We start from the raw sequence: 21,293 nt of genomic DNA on the forward strand, positions 1-21,293 counted from the left end.
TTAAAAGGATATGTTCAAAAAAACTGTGTCAAATCAACTCATACACTTCATTACCAACTTCATGATGAAGTTCCGCAGTTGGATAGAAATAATCAAAAAAGAAATAATCCTTTAGTGTTTCTTTGCTACACCCAGGGTTATAGTGAACGTCAAGTTCCCCTTTAAATATCAACTTTAAGAGTATTTTTATATTTTCTTTAAATCTCCCAACTTGGTCTGCAATGTTCGATGTGCATGCATCTTGACAATTTAAACCTTTGCTCTTGTATTCGCTAAACATACTTCTCATTTTAGAGTTAAGATCAAATGCTTTTATTTCAAGATTTGTACTTTTCTTCATATAATCTAAGCCTTTAGCCAGTTTTGCATTGAAACTCTCCGTGAGCTTTGTAGCTAGTTCCCTTGCTTCTTCATCTCTATTAAAAGCTGGTATTGAGCCAACTTCAGGTGCATTTGCAACAACTACATGCTTAACACCATGTTCATTTAGAACCTTAAGTGCATTACATATTTCACTCACTGCTTGTTCCAACACTTCTTCCGCTTTAGTATCGTCATAAGCAGTGGCAACCATAACATCATTTCCGCCGATTATGATGCAAAATAAATCTTCTTTACCTATATCTGGATGATGTTTAATTACCGCATCTAGCTGGTTAGCTAAACGAAATTTATTGAAGAAATAAGAAAAAATAGGGTCAAAAATTTCAGATGCTGTTGCATATGAAACTGCGTAATTCTGACCTTGCTGTTCGTGGCATCTCCCAAAAAATGAATAACTCCACCCAGGTTTAAATTCATCTAAATCTAAATATTTTGCTATATATTCAACAGCAGTAGGGCCATTGCTAAAAGATCTTCCTTGATAAAAAGGATCATCAAATTTTACGCTTTTTGCAAAGGATAAATTATTTAAAATTCCAATGATTGCGCCATTATCGGATAAGCTATCACCCAGAACATAAAAATTTCTATACTTTGAATTAGAATTGTCATTTTTGTTTGTCATAATATTTACCGTAGATTAGCATGTTGTTTCATTAGATTCATAGAAAAAGAAAAATAGCGGTGAAATTATACAACTTTGGCCTAACTTGCTCTCCACTTTTTCCGGGCAAAATCAGCTTTTTCTTAACTTGACACGTATACTTAAAAGAACCCTCTAAGTTTTCTAGCACGGCTTGGATGTTTCAACTTGCGCAGTGCTTTTGCCTCTATTTGCCTAATTCTCTCACGTGTTACATTAAAAATTTTTCCTACTTCTTCTAAGGTATGTTCCTTCCCATCTTTACCAAGGCCAAAACGCATTCTTAAAATTCTTTCTTCCTTTGGTGTTAAAGTTGCAAGAACATTGGTTGTAATGCCACGCAAGTCAGCAAGTATTGCAGCATCCTCTGGCCTGGAGACTCGCTTGTCTTCTATACAATCACCAAAGGTACTACTATCATCTTTTCCTGTTGGAGCTTCAAGACTTACTGGATCCCTTGCTATTTTCATAACTTTGCGTATTCTTTCCAGTGGCATTGTCAGTTCTACACTCAACTCCTCTAACGTCGGCTCTCTTCCCATCTCATGAGTCATCTTTCTTAATGCTCTGTTGATTTTACTGATAATTTCCACCATATGAACTGGTATTCTAACTACTTTAGACTGCTCAGGTATTGCTCTAGTGATTGATTGTCTTACCCACCAAGTGCCATAAGTTGAAAATTTATATCCACGTTTGTAATCAAACTTATCCACGGCCTTCATAAGACCAATATTGCCTTCTTGTATCAAATCAAGCAGATCAAGGCCTCTTTTTGAATACTTCTTAGCAATGGAAACTACTAGCCTTAAGTTAGCCTTAATCATTTCTTGCTTTGCTTCAGAGACTTCTCGTTCGTGTTTTTGTATTCTCTTGATTAGCTCCTTAAATTCTTGTACGTTATCTTCCTGTATATGCTGCTTAATACCGTTCAAGGTACTAGCTATATGTTCAGAGTTATCGTCTATAAACCTTAAAAATTTGTTTTTTAATTCACCTGTAAAAGAGGACTGATTTTCATTGATCTTTAAAAGACTTATCTTTTTCAATTCGTGCTTTAAAAGCACGTCATCATAAACTTTATAGAAACTTTCTCTATCGATATCGTATTTTCTAGCCTCAGCAATAAGATTAGCCTCTTCAAGCGTAATGGATCTATTTATCTTATAAAGTTCTTGTGTAATTCTGGCAACAGCAGCATCACTTAACTTAATTTGTAATGCTATAGACCATATTTGATTATACAAATTTTCTAGCTCATTAGAGAAATTTTTAGAATTTTTTCTTAATATCAACGCTTCATTTGTTAAAGTAATTATCTCATCCAATGCAACTATGACCTTTGGCAATAAGTCACTTTCCATTTCAAGAATAGAAACATTTAAATTGACTGAACTTATATCTTCATTATTACCGTCTTTCTCATCATCACTTTTTTTACTATCTTTCTCATCATCACTTTTTTTACTATCTTTCTCATCATCACTTTTTTTACTATCTTTCTCATCATCACTACAGTACTCAGCATCTTCAGAAACATCCTCAGAATCCTCAACATCTTCAGCACTTTCTTCACTCTCTTCACTTTCTTCTTTGGGTACCACATTAAAATCAGAGTTATAAATTGCATCCAGATCTATAATTTCTCTCAGTAAGAGAGCTCCATTACTTAAATCATCACGCCATACTTTTATCACCTTTAATGTTACTGATGTTTCAATTATTGCACGTAACATGTTATGCTTTTCAGATTCAATTTTTTTTGCTATCTCGATTTCATCTGCCCTTGATAAAAGCTTTACGGAGCTCATGTCTTGTAAATAAATCCTCACTGGATCATCATTTTGTACTAAAGTTGCAGTAACATTTGGCGATGTGTCATCATCATCAAGTTTACTATCATCACTGTTGGAAGGAATATCTTCTTCATCTTCGATACTTTCAAGCACATTAATTCCGGAATCCTGCAATAAAGATATAGCATCATCTATAAAGTCAGACGAAAAATTTTCATCTGATAATTTATCATTTATATCATCAAAGGTGATAAAACCACCCTTTTTTATACTCTTAGTTACCAGATCTTTGATAATTTTTTTCTTATCTTCTGCATCATTAATAGTTGACATCATTACCTTTATAGTTTATAACTTTATTTCTTATTAACAAACAAACTTACAACGAGCAAGTCTATAATTTTACTTTTAACTTGTGGCTATTTGTTACTTCATATAGTTTAAGATACTGTTAATTTATGTACACTTGTCTTAATCGATTGTTCCATACTTTTCTTCCATTTTTACTGCTATGGATAATCCAACTGAAAATGTTGCAATTCCAACCACTATAGCAGTAAGCATTAAAACATGGGGTATAGGATTGCTATATGAATAAAAATTTGAAACCAATATAGGAGGCAAGGAACTTTTTATATATCCTAGAGATATGTAAAATAACAAAACAGATGCTTGGAAGACGCTTACCCCTATCATTTTCTTGATTAAATTTTTATCGTTTATAATAATATATAAACCTAGCACCATTAATACAATAATAATCGTATAATTATATAAAGTCATTGTTTTTTCCTACGAGCAAAATTTATATATATAATTAACATAGAGGAGCAGACAGTAAATGCTACACCTAATTCCACCAAAAAAATACCTAATTTTTGACCGGTTCTATTATTGGTTAACAAGATATCATAAGATAAAAAATTTTGGCCAAGTAAAGTTGTTGCAACGCCCGTTCCTCCATAAATTAAAATACCTAACACGTTAGTCAATCTAATCACAGAATAAGGTATTGCTTTTAGAGTTGTAGATACACCAAATAGCATTGAATATAATATTATCCCGGAGGCAATAATTATTCCTGCTTGAAAACCTCCACCCGGAGTGTAATCACCGTGAAATTGTATGTATAAACCAAATAAAATGATAAAAGGTATCATCAAAAATGTTACTGCATTTAATATCGGATCTTTAATCATTTTCTTTTTCTTCTTTTAATATCAACGTTATACAAAGCGCAGCAGTAAAAACTACTATAGTTTCTCCAAACGTGTCATAACCACGAAAGCTTGCCAAAATAGCTGTCACTATATTAGGAATACCGGTAGCTTTTTCGGTATTTTCCACATAATAAGGAGCAACATGCAAGTGGATCGGAGCATTGTGGCTGCCAAAATCTGGCAATTGAATCATAAAATATGACAAACATACAGCCAGAAATAACATAAAAAAAAGCGTTATAGGGTTATGAGATAGATTTACTTTATGATTCTTTATCAAGGAGAGTGCTGCAAACGTAAAAACTGTACTGAGCCCCGCACCAACAGAAGCTTCAGTAATTGCAACATCAGGTGCATTCATAATTAAGTGTATAAGCGCAATCAGTGAACTAAATACACACATTAGAACAGCACTTACGACTAAATGTCGCGAGAAAACTATAAAAACCGTAACTGTTAGTAACAACAAAAGTAACACTACATTTAATATTTCTAACACCTTAGCCTTCTTTAACAGTTTTTTTCTTAACTTTATAATGAGTGCGCGCTAAAATATAGCTATTAGTTGAGTTAGCTACCCATATTATAAAAATTAATAATACTATTTTAACAGTATTGATTGAAAATCCATTCTGCAAAGCAAAACCAATTAACAATAACGTTGCACCGCTAGAATCTGTAATACCTGCTGCATGTAACCTAGTATAGAAATCAGGAAATCTGATCACCCCTATATTTGAAATAATTATCAAACAAATACCTAAAAATATGAAAATGGATCCTATCATAAATTATCAAAACAACATTAATCTCATTAGTGCCATAGTTGATATAAAGCTAACGCTAGCATACAACAATGCTATATCAATTAAAAAAAAATTATTCAGAATGATTGATATTGCTGTTATAAGTACAACTACTTGCGTTGAGAAATTATTGAACGCTAAAACCTTATTGTACACATCATTTGACTTAGACACTATGCAACACAACATTACACTCATACAGAACAACAGTGTATAGATAGCAATGCAAATCATTTAAAGACTATGTAACTTCAGTAGATTTCTAAACGGATACTTCTTCATCGCCATCTTGATCATTTATTTCATCATCTATTTCACCATCCACTTCATAATCTTGGCTTTCTTGACTTGCATCAAGGTCTGTGTTATCAGAAAAATTTAATAAATTCGCTAGCTTACTTGTATTACTGCTGTAAACATTATTCATATTTCCTTTCATGTATTCCTTGCATCTACCTACCAAAAGGCTAAACAGCTCATGAGTATCCACCTGTTTTCCTGCTATTTCATGTAAGGAAACTATGGTATTTTTATGACCTTTAAACTTAGCTGCTTGAATTGGATTACTTGCCCCTGTATTTAAATCATGTGTTCTTTGACTTGCCAACAGAACCAATTTGAAACGGTTACTTACCCGTTCTATACACTTTTCTACAATAGACTCAGCCATAAGATACTACCTTAATAAGTTTCATACTATATCACAAAAAACAAGTTGTCAACTTTGTATCTATTGCGATTCAACTTCATGTTTTACTTTTTCTGCCTCAGATTTTATTTCTTGGCTTTCTGTCATCGTGATTGTTATCTCATGATCAAGTTTTTTTAGAAATCCTAACAATCGCTCTAAAGAAAAACCATCTATTTTACCATTTTTAATTTGCGATACCTTTGGCTGATCAATACCAAGTTTCTCAGCTGCAAAAGCCTGAGTCCAAGCATTTTTTTCTATAACTTTATTTATTATATAAAGCAACTTTGTTTTTATTCCTGCACTGTCTAAGTTATTTAACGATATTATTTCCATAATTCTTACACTCACATATCAATTAACTTTATTAAATATTATAACATAATATTTAATATACCAAGATATTAATATCATGTAACTTGTCAATAATTATATGATATCAATATTTAAAACTTTAAGTTGATTATATATTAATATTTTTATCAAATTTCTAGTAATTTTAAATTACCATTTTACCATCAGTCTATCTGAAAAAACCATTTATAGAAAGAACAAGCTAAGATTACAAAGCTTGAAATACAAAAATAATTATTTTATAAATTTATCTTACATAAGAAGTTTATATCTCTATATCTTAATATAAATATTTATTTAAATTTTTAAAATTTCTATTTTAACGAGAATTCTATATATTATATTTATAATATAATTTAAATATTTGTTGCTTTTTAGCTGGAACATTATTTAGTTAGTAAGTAAAATTGTGTTGAATATGACAAAAATAAAAAAAGATGTTGCTGTTATTATGGGAAGTGAGTCAGATTACACCACTATGGTCCATACTGTTGATATGTTAAAAGCATTAGAAGTTTCACATGATATATTCATAATATCTGCACATAGAACACCAGAAAGGCTCTTCAATTTTGCTAAATCTGCACAAGAAGAAGGTTTTAAGGTTATTATAGCTGGTGCAGGAGGTGCAGCTCATTTACCTGGTATGGTTGCGTCACTAACTTGTTTACCAGTTATCGGCGTTCCTGTGCATAGTAAACAATTAAATGGGCTGGACAGTCTACTCTCTATAGTTCAAATGCCAAAGGGTGTTCCAGTTCCAACCATGTCTATAGGAGAAAATGGAGCATATAATGCTGCCATTACTGCCGTATCTATATTGTCAATTTCCAACAGTGAAATTGCAGGTAGGTTAAAAAAGTGGAGAGAGAAACAGACCAAAGAAGTAAAAGAAAAACCAGTTTCATAATAAATCTATGGCAATAATTCTTTTAGACACAAAAACCATAAACCGTATAGCAGCGGGGGAGGTGATAGAAAGGCCAGCAAGTGTAGTAAAGGAATTAGTGGAAAATGCAATAGATGCTGGAAGTTTAGAAATAGATATCAAAATAGAAAGTGGTGGGCGTAACCTTATTATTGTGACAGATGATGGTAACGGAGTAGAAAAAAACGATTTAGAACTTGCGTTTATGCGCCATGCTACTTCAAAATTGAGCGACAATGAGTTGATAGAAATCAAGCATCTTGGCTTTAGAGGAGAAGCTCTGCCTTCAATAGCAGCAGTAAGTAGGATAAAATTATCGTCTAAGGCAAGAGAAGCAAATGAAGCATGGTCTATAAGTTATGAGGGTGGAGAGAAAATAGGGGAGCTGATTCCTTACTCTTTATCACAAGGGACACATATTGAAGTACGAGATTTATTTTTTGCCACTCCAAATAGACTAAAATTTCTAAAAACCGAAAGAGCAGAAACTCAAAGCATTGTTGATATTGTAAATAACCTAGCAATGATTAACTATCATATAGGGTTTACTCTCACTTCAGGTAATAAAAAGCTCTTAAAATACGCTAAGCAGACTTCGTTATTTCATAGATTGTGTGAAGTAGAAGAAGAATTTCAGGGCAGTTCTCTGGAGATTAATGAAGAAGAAGACGGCATTAAACTTACGGGACACATCTGTAAACCGACCGTCAATCGTGGTAAGTCAACTCAGATCTATACGTTTGTTAATGGAAGGCCAATCAAAGATAATCTACTTATTGGCGCAGTTAGGTATGCATATCATGATTTTATTCCAAGCGATAGGTATCCTTTCGCAGCGTTACATTTAGAGATACCTTATGATCAAGTAGATGTAAATGTGCATCCAAATAAGTCAGAAGTAAGGTTTCAGAATAAGAAGCTCATATATGAGATAGTGACAAGAGGATTAATTAAAGCATTGTCAAGAAGGATAGGCACCTTTCTAGCGCATGACCAGAAAATGGATTCAACATTGCCAGATCCTTTTGATAAACCTAATGTTCAAAATGAAAGAAGGCCAAGTCCTTTTGAAAATCAACTAATAAAAGAATTTGCTTCTCCAAATGAAAGAGTAAAAAGCTTATCAGAACAGTCAAAATCGTTTGATTATACCGGCATACAGAAATTACCATCACAAGCGGAGACTATGGTTCTAGAAAAAAAGGTGTTAGAGCAAGTTGATTTGATAGAGAGCCACCCGCTCGGGTTTGCACGCTGTCAGGTCTATAATACTTACATTATTGCCGAGGTAAGAGACAAATTGATTATAGTCGACCAGCACGCAGCCCACGAAAGGCTAGTATATGAATGCTTAAAACAAAAATCAAGTGTAAAAAGACAAAAACTACTTCTTCCTGAAACGGTTGAAATCAAAAATCAAGCCGGAATGGAGATGATTGAAGTTTATAAAGATAAGTTATTTGAAATGGGTTTTGATATTGAGATCAAATCAGAAAATAAAGTGATAGTAAAAGAAATCCCTGCAATTTTGGGAGCAATAGATGTGAAAGAGATGCTAATTAATATAGTCGATAGATTAACGGAAATAGAAGATACATTGCCAGTAGAAGATAAAGTGAACAAAATATTGGCCACTATCGCTTGTCATGGATCAATTAGAGCGGGTAGAAAAATGAGGTTAGATGAAATGAATGAGCTGCTGAGACAAATGGAAAAAACCCCATATTCCGGGCAATGCAACCACGGAAGACCAACTTATATAGAAATGAAACTCAGTGATATTGAAAAACTTTTTGAGCGTAGGTGATGAGGTTGCCATAAATATGTAAGTGCTCCTTTCTCGTCATCCAAGTAGCTCATAGAAACGAAAAAACTTCCTTGACAAACTCTGTCAGCCCCCTTATCATGAAAGTGAAGCTATTTATTTATCTTCTCTGTACAGATTAAATGACAAAAAAACTCACGAATCTGGCGTCTCATGTTTAATTTTTTGCACTATGTGCACCTTATGTCTTTATAAAATTCTAGGTTTTTACCTAATATGAGCTAAAATGCGCTTATAAAGCATTTAAAACATAAAAAAACGCCAACTTAAAAAATGGATAGTGAATAATTAGCTACCCTAGCGTTTCTTTTGTCTTTTTTTCTGTTTAGTAAATTTCTTAAACATTTATGACTAAAGGTTAGTTGCATTAAAAAGCAGCTAAATCGCGGTTATTAAGCGTTTAGAATAAAAAAACGCCATACTTGAAAGTATAATGTAAGTAATTAGCCAACCACGGGGCTTCTTTTGCCTTTTTTTTCGCTTAGTAAATTTCTTAATGTTTATAGCTAAACGACAACCGTCATCCCGCTACGTGTTAGCGGGATCTCTTGTTAGCGCCGCGGCGGTATGACGTCTCGCTTGCAACCTATAGCTTTGTCATTCCAGTGCTCCTTTTTTTGTCATCCCAGTGCCTTGACTATTTGGATCCAGAAAACTTAGCTTCGAGTCAAGTAGGCTGCAAATAAAAACTGGATTCCAGCGTCACGCGCTGGAATGACACCCTGACAATCGTCATCCCGCTACGTGTTAGCGGGATCTATGTTAAGAGATACCGCGAATGAATCGCAGTATGACGTATAGAAACTAAAAAAGTTCTTTTTTAAAAAACTTAAGTTATACTTATAAGTATTTGATACTTTTTATAGTGATTATGTCGAGTTTAAGCTGCCTTTATGGTGATAATGCAGAATTTGTGGAAGAAATGTATAGCCGTTATTTGCAGGGTGATAAATCAATCGGGGAGGATTGGTATAGAATTTTTTCAAGCAATTTAGAAGTTAATAAAGCGGAGACCTGCGGTGCACAGCGTGCAACTAAGGTGGATGATTCAGTTTCTAGTTTAGCAAATTTTTTCAGATCTTACGGTCATTTTTTTGCGGATCTTAATCCGTTATCACCCAATGTGAATAAGGAAGTAGATTATCAGAAATATTCGAATCTCTCTCCTATGGGTGACACTAGAATCTATAGAGATATTTACTGCAAGAACATCGGTTTTGAATTTATGCATATTTCCTCTTATGAGGAGAGAGTGTGGCTGCAGGAAAAGATCGAAAATCAAACCTATACGCTGAGTTCACAAGATAAAAAGGAAATACTGAGGCACTTGATCGAATCTGAGATGTTCGAGCAATTTCTCCATATGAAATTTCCTGGATATAAACGTTTTTCTATCGAAGGTGGAGAATCAGCTATTGTTGCAATTGAAAAAATTATTAGTGATTCCGCTGGTTATGGTATTGAAGAAGTAGTTCTTGGTATGGCTCATCGCGGACGGCTCAATGTTCTAACCAAAGTTATGGGAAAAGGATATGCGGCAATGCTATCTGAATTTCAAGGCAATCTCGCACACCCAAGTGGTCTTGAGGTGTCCGGTGATGTTAAATATCACCTTGGTTATTCTTCTGATCGAGCACTTTCAGGTGGCAAAAAAATACATTTAAGTTTATGCCCTAATCCATCTCATCTTGAAGCGGTAAATCCGGTTTTGGCTGGAAGAATAAGAGCAAAACAGAATATAAGATCTGTGCTTGGCATATCAATTCATGGTGATGCGGCTTTCATCGGTCAAGGAGTGGTTGCTGAAACCTTGAGCCTAAGCAATATTGAAGGCTATAAGGTGGATGGCATTGTGCACGTTGTCATTAATAACCAAGTTGGTTTTACTGCTAATCCGTGTTGTGCGCGGTCCTCTTTTTATTGCACTGATGTAGCAAAATCAATAGAAGCTCCAGTGTTTCACGTTAATGGAGATAACCCTGAAGCTGTGAGTTTTGTTGCGAATTTGGCGATGGAATATAGGCAGAAATTTAAAAAGGACGTAGTGATTGACATAATATGTTACCGCAAATATGGCCATAATGAAGGTGATGAACCGAATTTCACTCAGCCACTCATGTATAAGGTGATATCAAAGCATAAAACTCCTGGAACATTGTATGAAGAAAAATTGACTGCAGAGAAAGTATTAAGTGGTGATGAAGTAAATAAATTATGCAGTGAATTCAGGGCAAAATTAGATAAAAGTCTTGCTGAATCAGTGACTTACACTCCAAAAAAAGCTGACTGGTTTTGTGGAGTATGGTCAAAATTAAGAAGGGCAAGGTTGAACGATTTGAGCGAATACTATACAGATTCTGGTGTTCCGCCAGATGAGTTGAAAAAATTAGGTGTGTATATAAATAGCAATATCCCAAGTAGCTTTAACATTAATAATAAGGTTAGAAAAATACTTGATGGCAGAATAGACAGTATAAATTCCGGCAGTAATATAGACTGGGCAACTGCCGAAAGTCTTGCATTTGCGTCACTGCTTACAGAAGGAATACAAGTGCGTTTATCAGGCCAAGACTCTGGCCGTGGCACTTTTTCGCACCGTCATTCAAGGCTTGTTGATCAGGTAACAGAAGAAGCGTTTATTCCGCTAAACAATATAAATGAAAAGCAAGCTCACTTTGAGGTCATAGATAGCGCTTTATCAGAGTATGCTGTAATGGGCTTTGAATATGGCTATAGTCTTGATTCCCCGTATTCACTGGTGCTCTGGGAAGGACAATTTGGTGATTTTGCAAACGGTGCGCAAATTATGATCGACCAGTTTATCGCATCTGCAGAAACAAAGTGGTTGCGATCAAGCGGTCTAGTTTTATTGTTGCCCCACGGTTATGAAGGGCAAGGACCTGAACATAGTTCTGCTCGTATAGAGAGGTTTTTACAACTCTGTGCAGAAGATAATATGCAGATAGTTAATTGCTCCACTCCGGCAAATTACTTTCATGTTTTACGTCGGCAAATTCATCGAGACTTTCGTAAGCCTTTAGTAGTGTTTACACCTAAATCGCTATTGCGTCACAAAAGAGCAGTTTCTAACCTATCTGACTTTGAAGGAAAATTCCTCACGGTGATTCCAGAATATAGAACAGATTTAGTTTCGAATGATAAAATACGTAAAGTTGTAATATGCAGTGGTAAAGTTTATTACGACATATGTGAAGCACAAAAAATAAACGATATAGCAGTAATACGTTTGGAGCAATTCTATCCGTTTCCTGCCGATAAACTAAGTATTGAACTTGAAAAATACAAAAGCGCTGAAATTATATGGTGTCAAGAAGAACCAAAAAATATGGGAGGATGGTTTTTTGTCAACCCATTGATAGAAGAAGTGTTATCCAATCTCAATATTCAAGCAAAAAGACCTAAGTGCATTGCAAGACTTGCTGCTGCATCTCCTGCATGTGGTTATGCTAGTGTACATGCTCAGCAACAAGAGGAGATTTTAAGACAGATCGCTTAGTATTTACAGTTATTGAAGCAGAAGTGGTGCTATAAAAGTAGCTGACACTTGAATCCGGTTGCATCACGCGCTGCGGCCAGGCGCAATAGAAAACGCATTACACCAATAAAGCCCTTTTGGTACTCAAGCAAATATAAAAGATTTTTATTCTATTAAAAAAAATTTAATTTTTATTAAAATTTTCATTTATTTTTATTTAAAAAGTAAACATTATTAATATTTACTTTAACTAATATAGGATATATATGAATACAAAAATATTTGAGATGTTAATAAGGAGAACTGGTCTACGCAGAGATAGCAAAGCTGAGATCATACAGTTAAATAGAAATGAAAAAGCTTTCGTAGATGAGGATAAAGAATCTATCGAATTAGCTGAGGCCATTTTTGAAGAGAATAATATGTTTCATTTCCGCAAACCAGGTCCTGCTATGGATTACATTTTGCACAAATTAATAAATGATAGGAAGCTTTTCGAGGAAATGAAAGATAGAGGTACAAGTATAATACGTCTTTTTTCTTTGTTATCAATGTATCATGGTCGTCTCAATTGCTGTGTTATAAGAAAAGGAGGGTGTATTACTGAGTGTGGCATACTTGATTACGCTGGCACCTATCCAGAACTAGTGCCTTTAGAGGACTTTATACTTATTGAGCCTTCCTCGTACCTCGAGTACATTGTGTTTGACAATGAGAATATCAGAAATAGGTTAGCTGAAGACTTAACTGAAGATAAAACAAAATTAGATATCTTTTTGAATGGAATTTTAGCAACAAAGAATTCGGATTTAGTATTATCTTGTATTAACAAGATAGAGGTTCTTAATGAGGGAGATAGATATTTTGTTAATCTCTTACAGAAAAACGGCATGCTAGACTACATCTTAAACAAAGATGATACAACACTTGCAAAATCAACTCTAAAGGAGTTGTTGAAGCTTTCTATTTTGCAGGAAGAAAAAAGCACTGAGTTAGAATCTCCCCAAGCTTCAAGTGTAAATGTTAGCAAAGCTCAGCAACATTGTAGTATATAGCTGGTGATAAAGTTTAAAATAATTGCATATACTGAGGCTCATTTAGGTATAGAACCTCAGTGGTGCTTAATTTTTCAATTTATGGTAGACTAGTAGCCCTACTATGATGTGGATCTATGCTCGCTTATAACTAAAATTTCACTTCCACCAAGGGGATATTATTCCAGCTATTGCTTCCATAGTCATCAATCGAAGCGTTTAAGTAATCTGTATCAAAGCGTACGGGCACATCAAATTCGAAGCTCGCAGTGATTATCGCATCTTTTACTGGTGGCTTCATAAATGTTATTTCTCCCGTTGAATAATTTACTGAATATTCACTCTCTTCTTTACCATTTAAATAAATCTTTACTGTCCCATGTACTGGCTTTTTGATCATACGTATATGCTTATCTTCCCCACTTACATAAGTTTTGATTAGCTGAAAAGTCGTTTTTTTGTTATCTCCTATACCAATCTCTTGATTAATGGCTATAAAATCCGACCAATCCTTAAAACGAAACCCTATTGCTTTACCTTTTCGTGCATGAAAAAATGTTATTAGTTCTAGTAGCTGCTCGTTTGATCTGACCCCGTAAGCTATGTTGTATCTAGTGCGTGCATGAGACCAATTGATGTTGCGCTGTTCACAACCATTGTGAGTTGTTAGAGGTTGTCCGGAAACAAGTAAAAGGCTATAATATCTGAAATTTTAGTACGGGGTAAAGATGAGAAAAAAGTATCCAACAGATCTAAGCGAAAGGGAATAGGCAAGAATAGAAAAACACTTCAGAGTATCATACAAGAAAGGAGGAAGGCCGCCAAAGTATAGCAAAAGAGAAATATTAGAAGCAATTTTCTATGTATTGCGTACAGGGTGTCAATGGCGGTATTTACCAAATGATTTTCCGCTATGGAAGACTGTGTATGAGCAGTTCAGGCAATGGAAGAAGCAGGGAATTTTTGAGAAAATGAATTATGAAATTACAAAATATAGTAGAAGAAAAATAGGAAGGAATGAGCAGCCAAGTGCCTGTATAGTAGATAGTCAATCTGTAAAGACTACAGAAAAGGGGGGATCAAAGGCTATGATGGAAGTAAAAAAGTAAAGGGTAGAAAAAGGCATATAATTACAGACACTCAGGGTTTTATACTAGGTTGTTACGTAGGCGCTGCTAACGAAAATGATAGAGATGGTATTAAAATAGCATTAAACAATATGAGAACAAAATATACTAAAGTTAAAAAAATGTGGGCTGACATGGGATACCAAGGAAGAAATTTAAAGAATCACATAAAGGAAGAATATGACATAGATATTGAAATTGTTACAAGGCCTCCATGTAGATTTTGGGTGCACAAAGATACGCCACCTGAGCTACTACCAACAAGAGAACAAGGGTTTAAAGTACAGCCAAGAAGATGGGTTGTAGAAAGGACTTTTGCTTGGGTTAATAGGAATAGAAGGCTATCGAAGGAGTATGATTTACTCACAACATCCACTGAGAATTTCATATACCTAGCTATGAGTAGGGTTATGTTAAAGAGGGAATATGCTTGAATTTACTTGTTTCCGGACAACCTCTAATACCAATTCTCATTGTTGTCCAGTCAAATAGGAAACATTGCAGAGTTGTTTAATTGTGGAGCTGGCAAGAGAAGTAATAAATTTGCACAAAGCACCCTCAAGTAGAGCAATTGTATCGTATATTTTATTGCGCAAAATGTTCTGTTTTATATATAACCAAAGCCTCTCAACAGGATTTAGCTCAGGTGAGTATGGAGGTAGGTATATAATGTCGATATTTTTAGGTACCTTTAAATTTTTTGACCTATGCCAACTAGCACAGTCCATAACGAGAAAAGCCTCTCGTGTTTCTAGATATTGCGAAATTTGCTCAAGAAATATGTTCATGCAATCAGTGTTGACATTTGGTGCAAATAAGCTAGAACTCTCTCCATTTCTAGGATTAACTGCACTATAGAGATAGAAATTTTGCCTACCTAATTTTGTTTTAACCTGTGTTCTAATCCCCTTTTTAAACCACCCATGTCCAACTTTTGAATGTGTGCCAAACCGTGATTCATCAAAGAAAAATAGCTCTTTTTCTGGATACTTGCTAATAGCTCAATTGAGATTTTTTTTTGAATTCCTCTTGTTTGCTTTTATCTTGTCCATTATGAACTGGTCTTGGTGTAATATATGAGAATTTCATCTTTTGCATATGGCGGTGTACTGTAGATTTGCTGATATTTAATCCGAACTTTTCCTGGATTCTTATTCTCATTTCTTTAATGGTGATATTAGGATTTTCTTCTATCCACTCTTCAATTTGCTGTAGTTGAGCCTGATTTAATTTAGTTTTTCTACGACGTTGTGAAGGAGCAAACAGTTTTTCTTCTCTGCCAATTTTCAAGAGTTTTACCCACGAAGTTAGTGCGCTTCTTGAAATGCAATATATTTTTGCTACAGCCGTTATACTGTACTTTTTTGCTGCAATTACAGCATTTAGTTTTTTTGAAACATATGCATTATTCCTTACTTTCTTCAGCATTTCTTTTGCTGATTCTACTACTTTTTCATCCAATAATTTTGATCTTAATGCCATTTAAACCTCGCTATTTTACTTACTTCAGTATGGCTTTTCTTCCATCATTGTCCATCTGTTTGCCCTGTAATGGGAATTGGTATTACAACGTCAGTGGAAAATTCCGGTCCTCCAGTGGAACCATAAGATATATTTTCTGGAAATCTAATTTCTGTGAATGACATATGTCCTCCTGAGAAAGTAAAATAGTTTGGTTGAAGAAAATGTTGTAATTTGAAAGCGTTTCACATAGTAAATGACGCCATGGAAAGTGGATGAGACCACTGAGTTAAACTGCTGTCATACCCACAATTACCATACTCAGGTTCATTTGAGTTGTCAAGCAAAAAAATAAAATTTTATGGCAAATTGAAACTAGCCTTGCTTGTGACTTAATTCATCTACTTTTTTGCGTAATACATTCAAATCAGTTGCTCCTACAAACAGGCTATCTCCAATTATTAAAAAAGGTGTACCACCTACTCCCAAATCTCTTACTAGAAACCTACTGTTGTTTATCATTTGCTCAATTTTGTCCGCGTTATCTTTTATGGAATCATTAAAATCGTCCTCATCAATCCCTATGTTTTTCACTATATCCAATATGCTTTCGTCTGAAAATTCTCCTTTGTGACTTAAAGCAGCATGGTGAAAATCGAAATATTTTTCTTTATCGAGAAAATAGACAGCTAAAGCACTTTTTGCTGCCTTTAAAGAAGCGTTACCAAGTATTGGAGCATCCCTAAAGATATACTTAATTTTGCCGTCGTTAATTAACTGCTTTATATCATTCTTTATAGCTTTGCAATGTCCACAAGAATAGTCAAGGAAGCCTACAGCTATAACACTACTATTTTCATTTCCGGAGTAAGGATAAGTAAGGTCAAATATTTGATCCTTGTATTGTGAAATTTTACTTTTGGTTACATTATCTCGAGCAGCGTAACTACTTTTAATCGACTCCTCTTTGAGAGTTTTTATGATCTTATCAAAATTTCTACTTATATAATTATCTAATTTCTCACCTATATAATCATCGTTTAGCATTTGGCTGCGATTTGAGAGCCAATTATTTATTATCGGCAAGCTTGCTATTGCTATTATTAAAATTAATAAAAACGATACCCTAGACATACAATTTATTTAAAAACCTACAACATAAAACTTTTAGTACACATTTATCTGTATATTAAAAGAAGCATCTAATGTTAATACATAAAAACATTTGTATCAAGTGTATTTTATAGCCAATTTTGCTGCAAGTACAAACTTTACGTACAATGAAACTCAAGCACATTACCACAAAGTTCATCAGAAGACTTGGTGATGAGGGTGGTGAAACATTTTGGTAGTTGATTATCTTATAACTGCCATGTATAATGCTAACAAACGCGGCGATAAATATTGGTAAAAAAAAGGAAATAGCCATTCTAGGAAGTAAGCTTCTCTTTTTCCCATTTGCTGAGTTTATTGCAGTGTATGGTCGCGTCGTGTGGGTGTAATAAAACAATTTTTCAGTCAATATGCCGATAATTTTAAATATTCTATATGAGTGTCATAATGAAATTTTTAAAAACTCTTTTTAACTTAACGTTGTTAGTGTTTTTTATAACTCCTCCAGTTGAACCAAGGTGGACTAAGTATGAAGATGCTCCCATTGAGATCAAAATTTCTAATAGTACCATTAATATTAATGGGGATGGTACTTATGAATTAGAATCAGAACTCCAAGCAAAAGTACTCAAGGAATCTGGGCGTAGTGCATTCTCCCCATACAGTCTTATTTATAATGGTGATAGTGCAGACCTCACTATTTTAGAAGCTAAAACAGCTTACAATGGGAGGGAATACGTAGTCGCTAAAAACATGATAGAGGACAAGGCGTTGGCTAGTCCTCAAGGTTTCGATCAGCTAAGGCAAGTAACCATATCATTTCCTAAAATGACAATTGGTGCAGAAGTATATCCAAAATATAAACAAATTCATAAAAAAGTTCCTATTGATAATTTTTATGGTTTGCACTTTTCTTATTATGGGCGGTATTTTCAAGCAGAGAATACTAAAATCAATTCTGAGTTGCCTCTAGAGATTAGAGTGAATGATCCAAGAAACGTATTAAAGATCGCTGAGGAGAAAAAGAATGGTGTACATTCTATAAGCATTACTTTAAAAAAGGCAATTTATGAAGGTTTGATAAATGAGCCACATAATGGAATATTGAATTTTAAGCACAATACTTGGGTATCACTGTCAAGCCTATCTAAATGGGAGGATTTAGCAAAAAAATTAGCTCCTGGATATTATAACGTCATTACTCAGCCACTTCCTACAATTTTTACGGCCATAGCAGAATCTGCTGCCAATGAGAGTACTGATGAAGAGAAAATTAACGTTGTTACTTCTTTGTTGAATGAGAAAATTCAATACACGGGAGATTGGCGTACAGTGTCAGGACGATTTTTTCCAAGAGATTTAGAGAAAATTGCTGATTATCAAACTGGAGATTGTAAGGATTTTTCTGTTAGTACGGCTGCTATTTTACAAAAACTTGGTTACAGAGTTCAACCTACTCTAGTTATGAGAGGAATTACTAGCATTCCTAATTCCGAAGCATTACCTAATCTGGGTAATTTTAATCATACGATGCTCAGAGTAACAAATAAAGGTGGAAAAATATATTGGATTGATCCGACTAATAAGGTTAGTATGGCACAAGGTATTTTTCCAGATGTTGCTGACAAAGTTGCTTTAGTATTGGATTCTAAAGAAGTTAGCTACACAAAAATTCCTGCTGTACAAGCTGAAAATTCAAAAATTATATCCCATAGTGAATTAACTATACAAGATAATGTTGTAAACGAACGTGGTCAGCTTACTATGCAAGGGGAGTCAGCTATGAGCTTAGCAAGTGCTGGATTATATTACTCAAACGAGCAGTTAAGAGATTCTGTTTTTTATATAATTAGTGGGGTATATCTTAATGAAAAAGAAAAGAAATTCTTAGAATTGCCTGATCTTACTTCGCGTAATGTAGAGGATCTTACAATTAAGTATGAATTACAACAAAAAAATAAAGTTTTTAGGACGAACCTAGGACTTGTTTTAACTTTAGAAAATAATTTGCTTAATGGTGTCGTAAATACAGTTTCTGACCAAGTGTCAGACATTTTTATAGGTACTCCTCATACTCGTGAAACGCATACGGTAATAAAAGACATTGCGATTAAAAACTGTGCAGAATTGAATTTTGAAATAAATTCTCCATGGTTATATGTAAATAGGTCATGTAAACATCAAAATGGCAGCACAGAATTAAATGATATAGTAGCTATACAGAAAAGCTTTATTACCAATGAAGAGTTAAACACTACTGAATATAAAAACTTAAAAAGCGAGCTGGAGAATAATTTTTCTAGAGCCTCTATAATAATAAGTGAATAGGTTGTACTGGGAAAAACACTTCTTAAAAGACTTAAAATCTTTAAAATATGTACAACAACTTACGTGACTTCATTAAAGCCTTAGAGGAAAAAAAAGATCTGATTAGGATTAAGGAGGAGGTTTCAACTGTTCTTGAAATGACAGAAATTCACCGCAGAGTTTTGTCAAACAAAGGACCAGCTATCATCTTTGAAAATGTTGTCACAGAAAACGGCAAAAATTCGATTCCAGTTTTAGTGAATTTATTCGGTACTATTGAAAGAATTGCCTTGGGACTGAACATAAATCCTGGTGAGCTAAGAGATCTTGGTAAACTTTTAGCATTTTTGCAATCACCTGAGCCGCCAAAAAACTTTAAAGATGCTATAAAAATGTTTCCTTTGTTGAAAGTCGTGTTATCGATGCGAAGTAAAGTCGTGAGCAAGGCTCCATGTCAAGAGGTAGTGCTAACCGGAGATGAAGTGGACCTAAGTCTACTGCCCATTCAAACATGCTGGCCAAATGAACCTGCACCACTTATTACCTGGCCAATTGTGGTAACGAAAGGACCCACGAAAGAAAAGCAAGATAATTTTAATCTTGGAATATATCGTATGCAGGTTATAGATAAAAAAACAACACTAATGCGTTGGCTTGCACATCGTGGTGGTGCAGGTCACCACAAACGATGGAAAGAGAAGGAACAAAATATGAAATTTCCTGCTGCTGCTGTGATTGGTAGTGATCCTGCAACGATTATTGCTGCGGTAACTCCAGTGCCAGAAACATTGTCAGAATACCAATTTGCTGGACTACTGCGAAAGAAGCCGCTTGAGCTTGTAAATTGTAAGACTGTTCCACTTCAAGTACCAGCTCACGCGGAAATCGTTCTGGAAGGCTATGTGAGTTTGGATAGCTATCAAGACGAAGGGCCATACGGAGACCACACTGGCTACTATAATTCTGTTGAGCAATTTCCTGAGTTTAATATTACTGCAATTACTATGCGCAAAAATCCAATTTATCTCAGCACTTTCACTGGCAAGCCACCTGATGAACCATCGATTCTTGGTGAAGCACTCAATGAAATTTTTGTGCCCATTCTTATTAATCAATTTCCAGAGATAGTGGACTTTTATCTGCCGCCGGAAGGTTGCTCATATAGAATAGCGGTAGTGTCGATAAAAAAATCCTATCCAGGGCAGGCAAAAAGAATTGTTATGGGCATACTTTCTTTTCTAAAGCAGTTTTTATACACGAAGTTTATTATCGTTGTTGATAATGATATAAATGTACGTGATTGGAAGGAAGTAATGTGGGCAATGTCAACGAGGATGGACCCTGTGCGTGATACAATCATGATAGAAAGTGTACCTATTGATTATTTAGACTTTGCTTCCCCTGAAAGTGGACTTGGAGGTAAAATGGGATTTGATGCGACAAATAAAATCCCGCCTGAAACCAAACGAGAATGGGGAAAGAAAATTAAAATGAGTGAGGAAATAGTAAGAAAAGTCACGGAAAAGTGGGAGGAATATATGGACTAGACTTCTTGCATAAAAGCAGAAAAAAGTTTGGCGTTTTTTATAATGCCGTAATTAGCATTAACTGATAATTGTGATTTAAGTTCGTCACAGTGCCCTTTTTTTGTCATCCTATAGCTATACCGCCGCGGTATCTCTTAGCCGCTAACAAGTAGTGGGATGACGAGCTTATCGTCATCCTGCCGCGAACCGTCATACCGCGATTCATTCGCGGTATCTCAGCCGCTAACAAGCAGCGGGATACTTAGGGATGACGGTTGTTGTTTAGCTGTAAATATTAAGAAATTTACCAAATGAAAAAAAAGGCAAAAGAAGCCCTGGGGTTATTATCCGCTTTAAAATATTGGCGTTTTTTATGTTTTAAACGCTTGACAAGCGAGATTCAGCCGCTTTTAATTGCAACTAACTTACGCTGCAAATGTTTAAGAAATTTACTAAGCAGAAAAAAAGACAAAGAATCCCCGAGTTAGCTAGTCTTTTACTATCTCTGTCGAGTATTGGCATTTTTTGATGTCTTGTAACGCTTTATAAGCGCGTTCAGCTTATTTAGATAAAAATCTAGAT

The 21,293-nt window shown here is 34.7% G+C and carries 18 protein-coding genes and 2 pseudogenes; 7 read left to right on the forward strand and 13 right to left on the reverse strand.

Annotated features, from left to right (window positions below):
- Nucleotides 1-28: 28 nt before the first annotated feature.
- The 9 genes from LA754_RS06570 to LA754_RS06610 form a co-directional block, all read right to left on the reverse strand.
- Complete coding sequence (locus tag LA754_RS06570; protein ID WP_006279708.1) at nt 29-1,009, reverse strand: SGNH/GDSL hydrolase family protein; 981 nt, start codon at nt 1,007-1,009, stop codon at nt 29-31.
- 140 nt (nt 1,010-1,149) lie between these two features.
- Nucleotides 1,150-3,156, reverse strand: a complete 2,007-nt coding sequence (rpoD, locus tag LA754_RS06575; RefSeq protein ID WP_049973616.1) for an RNA polymerase sigma factor RpoD — start codon at nt 3,154-3,156, stop codon at nt 1,150-1,152.
- Nucleotides 3,157-3,294: 138 nt separating this feature from the next.
- Nucleotides 3,295-3,606, reverse strand: a complete 312-nt coding sequence (locus LA754_RS06580; protein ID WP_006279706.1) for a cation:proton antiporter subunit C — start codon at nt 3,604-3,606, stop codon at nt 3,295-3,297.
- Nucleotides 3,603-4,022 carry a Na(+)/H(+) antiporter subunit B gene (locus LA754_RS06585; RefSeq protein ID WP_006279705.1) on the reverse strand — a complete coding sequence of 140 codons (420 nt, stop codon included), beginning with the start codon at nt 4,020-4,022 and terminating at the stop codon, nt 3,603-3,605. Before LA754_RS06585 ends, LA754_RS06580 begins: the two co-directional genes overlap by 4 nt.
- Complete coding sequence (locus LA754_RS06590; protein ID WP_006279704.1) at nt 4,015-4,542, reverse strand: DUF4040 domain-containing protein; 528 nt, start codon at nt 4,540-4,542, stop codon at nt 4,015-4,017. The genes LA754_RS06585 and LA754_RS06590 overlap by 8 nt, the downstream gene beginning before the upstream one ends.
- Nucleotide 4,543: 1 nt before the next feature.
- Nucleotides 4,544-4,831 carry a monovalent cation/H(+) antiporter subunit G gene (mnhG, locus tag LA754_RS06595; protein WP_006279703.1) on the reverse strand — a complete coding sequence of 96 codons (288 nt, stop codon included), beginning with the start codon at nt 4,829-4,831 and terminating at the stop codon, nt 4,544-4,546.
- A gap of 6 nt (nt 4,832-4,837) precedes the next feature.
- Nucleotides 4,838-5,083 (reverse strand): monovalent cation/H+ antiporter complex subunit F, encoded by a 246-nt coding sequence (locus LA754_RS06600; protein ID WP_006279702.1) that lies wholly within the window; start codon nt 5,081-5,083, stop codon nt 4,838-4,840.
- 28 nt (nt 5,084-5,111) lie between these two features.
- A complete protein-coding gene (rpoZ, locus tag LA754_RS06605; RefSeq protein ID WP_007548528.1) occupies nt 5,112-5,519 on the reverse strand; it encodes a DNA-directed RNA polymerase subunit omega in 408 nt (135 codons plus the stop codon).
- Nucleotides 5,520-5,579: 60 nt separating this feature from the next.
- Nucleotides 5,580-5,876 (reverse strand): helix-turn-helix domain-containing protein, encoded by a 297-nt coding sequence (locus LA754_RS06610; protein ID WP_077190604.1) that lies wholly within the window; start codon nt 5,874-5,876, stop codon nt 5,580-5,582.
- A 436-nt stretch (nt 5,877-6,312) separates the two neighbouring features.
- On the opposite strand from LA754_RS06610, the gene purE reads away from it, so the two are divergent.
- From purE to LA754_RS06630, 4 genes are all read left to right on the forward strand, one after another.
- Nucleotides 6,313-6,804, forward strand: coding sequence for a 5-(carboxyamino)imidazole ribonucleotide mutase (gene purE, locus LA754_RS06615; protein WP_006279320.1), 492 nt, complete (start codon nt 6,313-6,315; stop codon nt 6,802-6,804).
- A 7-nt stretch (nt 6,805-6,811) separates the two neighbouring features.
- A complete protein-coding gene (gene mutL / locus LA754_RS06620) occupies nt 6,812-8,629 on the forward strand; it encodes a DNA mismatch repair endonuclease MutL (RefSeq protein WP_077188455.1) in 1,818 nt (605 codons plus the stop codon).
- Between the two features lie 889 nt (nt 8,630-9,518).
- Nucleotides 9,519-12,164 (forward strand): 2-oxoglutarate dehydrogenase E1 component, encoded by a 2,646-nt coding sequence (locus LA754_RS06625; RefSeq protein ID WP_457923640.1) that lies wholly within the window; start codon nt 9,519-9,521, stop codon nt 12,162-12,164.
- A 245-nt stretch (nt 12,165-12,409) separates the two neighbouring features.
- Nucleotides 12,410-13,198, forward strand: a complete 789-nt coding sequence (locus LA754_RS06630; RefSeq protein WP_006279249.1) for a GTPase Era family protein — start codon at nt 12,410-12,412, stop codon at nt 13,196-13,198.
- Between the two features lie 130 nt (nt 13,199-13,328).
- On the opposite strand, the pseudogene LA754_RS06635 reads toward LA754_RS06630, so the two are convergent.
- A pseudogene (locus LA754_RS06635) lies at nt 13,329-13,832 on the reverse strand (TIGR02217 family protein); the annotation flags it as partial.
- Between the two features lie 121 nt (nt 13,833-13,953).
- On the opposite strand from LA754_RS06635, the gene LA754_RS06640 reads away from it, so the two are divergent.
- Nucleotides 13,954-14,738, forward strand: a protein-coding gene (locus LA754_RS06640) for an IS5 family transposase (protein WP_238513981.1) whose coding sequence is annotated in 2 segments (ribosomal slippage) — nt 13,954-14,275 and nt 14,275-14,738 — 786 coding nt in all. Because the reading frame shifts where the segments join, the coding sequence is not laid out codon by codon here.
- A 36-nt stretch (nt 14,739-14,774) separates the two neighbouring features.
- On the opposite strand, the gene LA754_RS06645 is transcribed toward LA754_RS06640, so the two are convergent.
- The 3 genes and pseudogenes from LA754_RS06645 to LA754_RS06655 form a co-directional block, all read right to left on the reverse strand.
- A protein-coding gene (locus LA754_RS06645) for an IS630 family transposase (protein ID WP_410530061.1) occupies nt 14,775-15,786 on the reverse strand; the annotation gives its coding sequence in 2 pieces (ribosomal slippage) (nt 14,775-15,305 and nt 15,307-15,786; 1,011 coding nt in all).
- Nucleotides 15,787-15,869: 83 nt separating this feature from the next.
- Nucleotides 15,870-15,950, reverse strand: a pseudogene (locus tag LA754_RS06650) (TIGR02217 family protein); the annotation flags it as partial.
- A gap of 190 nt (nt 15,951-16,140) precedes the next feature.
- Entirely contained in the window at nt 16,141-16,899 is a 759-nt protein-coding gene (locus tag LA754_RS06655; protein WP_353285742.1) for a DsbA family protein, read from the reverse strand.
- A gap of 414 nt (nt 16,900-17,313) precedes the next feature.
- On the opposite strand from LA754_RS06655, the gene LA754_RS06660 reads away from it, so the two are divergent.
- Nucleotides 17,314-19,206: a DUF3857 domain-containing protein gene (locus tag LA754_RS06660; RefSeq protein ID WP_457923641.1), complete on the forward strand. Its 1,893-nt coding sequence runs from the start codon at nt 17,314-17,316 to the stop codon at nt 19,204-19,206.
- A gap of 47 nt (nt 19,207-19,253) precedes the next feature.
- Entirely contained in the window at nt 19,254-20,732 is a 1,479-nt protein-coding gene (locus LA754_RS06665; protein WP_077188460.1) for a UbiD family decarboxylase, read from the forward strand.
- Nucleotides 20,733-21,293: the final 561 nt, after the last annotated feature.

Source organism: Wolbachia endosymbiont of Muscidifurax uniraptor, assembly GCF_054149795.1.

Excerpts from the sequence above, each read along its gene's own strand:
- LA754_RS06570 (WP_006279708.1), bottom strand. The coding sequence starts at position 1,009 with ATGACAAACAAAAATGACAATTCTAATTCAAAGTATAGAAATTTTTAT.
- rpoD (WP_049973616.1), bottom strand. The coding sequence starts at position 3,156 with ATGTCAACTATTAATGATGCAGAAGATAAGAAAAAAATTATCAAAGAT.
- LA754_RS06580 (WP_006279706.1), bottom strand. The coding sequence starts at position 3,606 with ATGACTTTATATAATTATACGATTATTATTGTATTAATGGTGCTAGGT.
- LA754_RS06585 (WP_006279705.1), bottom strand. The coding sequence starts at position 4,022 with ATGATTAAAGATCCGATATTAAATGCAGTAACATTTTTGATGATACCT.
- mnhG (WP_006279703.1), bottom strand. The coding sequence starts at position 4,831 with ATGATAGGATCCATTTTCATATTTTTAGGTATTTGTTTGATAATTATT.
- LA754_RS06600 (WP_006279702.1), bottom strand. The coding sequence starts at position 5,083 with ATGATTTGCATTGCTATCTATACACTGTTGTTCTGTATGAGTGTAATG.
- rpoZ (WP_007548528.1), bottom strand. The coding sequence starts at position 5,519 with ATGGCTGAGTCTATTGTAGAAAAGTGTATAGAACGGGTAAGTAACCGT.
- LA754_RS06610 (WP_077190604.1), bottom strand. The coding sequence starts at position 5,876 with ATGGAAATAATATCGTTAAATAACTTAGACAGTGCAGGAATAAAAACA.
- purE (WP_006279320.1), top strand. The coding sequence starts at position 6,313 with ATGACAAAAATAAAAAAAGATGTTGCTGTTATTATGGGAAGTGAGTCA.
- mutL (WP_077188455.1), top strand. The coding sequence starts at position 6,812 with ATGGCAATAATTCTTTTAGACACAAAAACCATAAACCGTATAGCAGCG.
- LA754_RS06625 (WP_457923640.1), top strand. The coding sequence starts at position 9,519 with ATGTCGAGTTTAAGCTGCCTTTATGGTGATAATGCAGAATTTGTGGAA.
- LA754_RS06630 (WP_006279249.1), top strand. The coding sequence starts at position 12,410 with ATGAATACAAAAATATTTGAGATGTTAATAAGGAGAACTGGTCTACGC.
- LA754_RS06655 (WP_353285742.1), bottom strand. The coding sequence starts at position 16,899 with ATGTCTAGGGTATCGTTTTTATTAATTTTAATAATAGCAATAGCAAGC.
- LA754_RS06660 (WP_457923641.1), top strand. The coding sequence starts at position 17,314 with ATGAGTGTCATAATGAAATTTTTAAAAACTCTTTTTAACTTAACGTTG.
- LA754_RS06665 (WP_077188460.1), top strand. The coding sequence starts at position 19,254 with ATGTACAACAACTTACGTGACTTCATTAAAGCCTTAGAGGAAAAAAAA.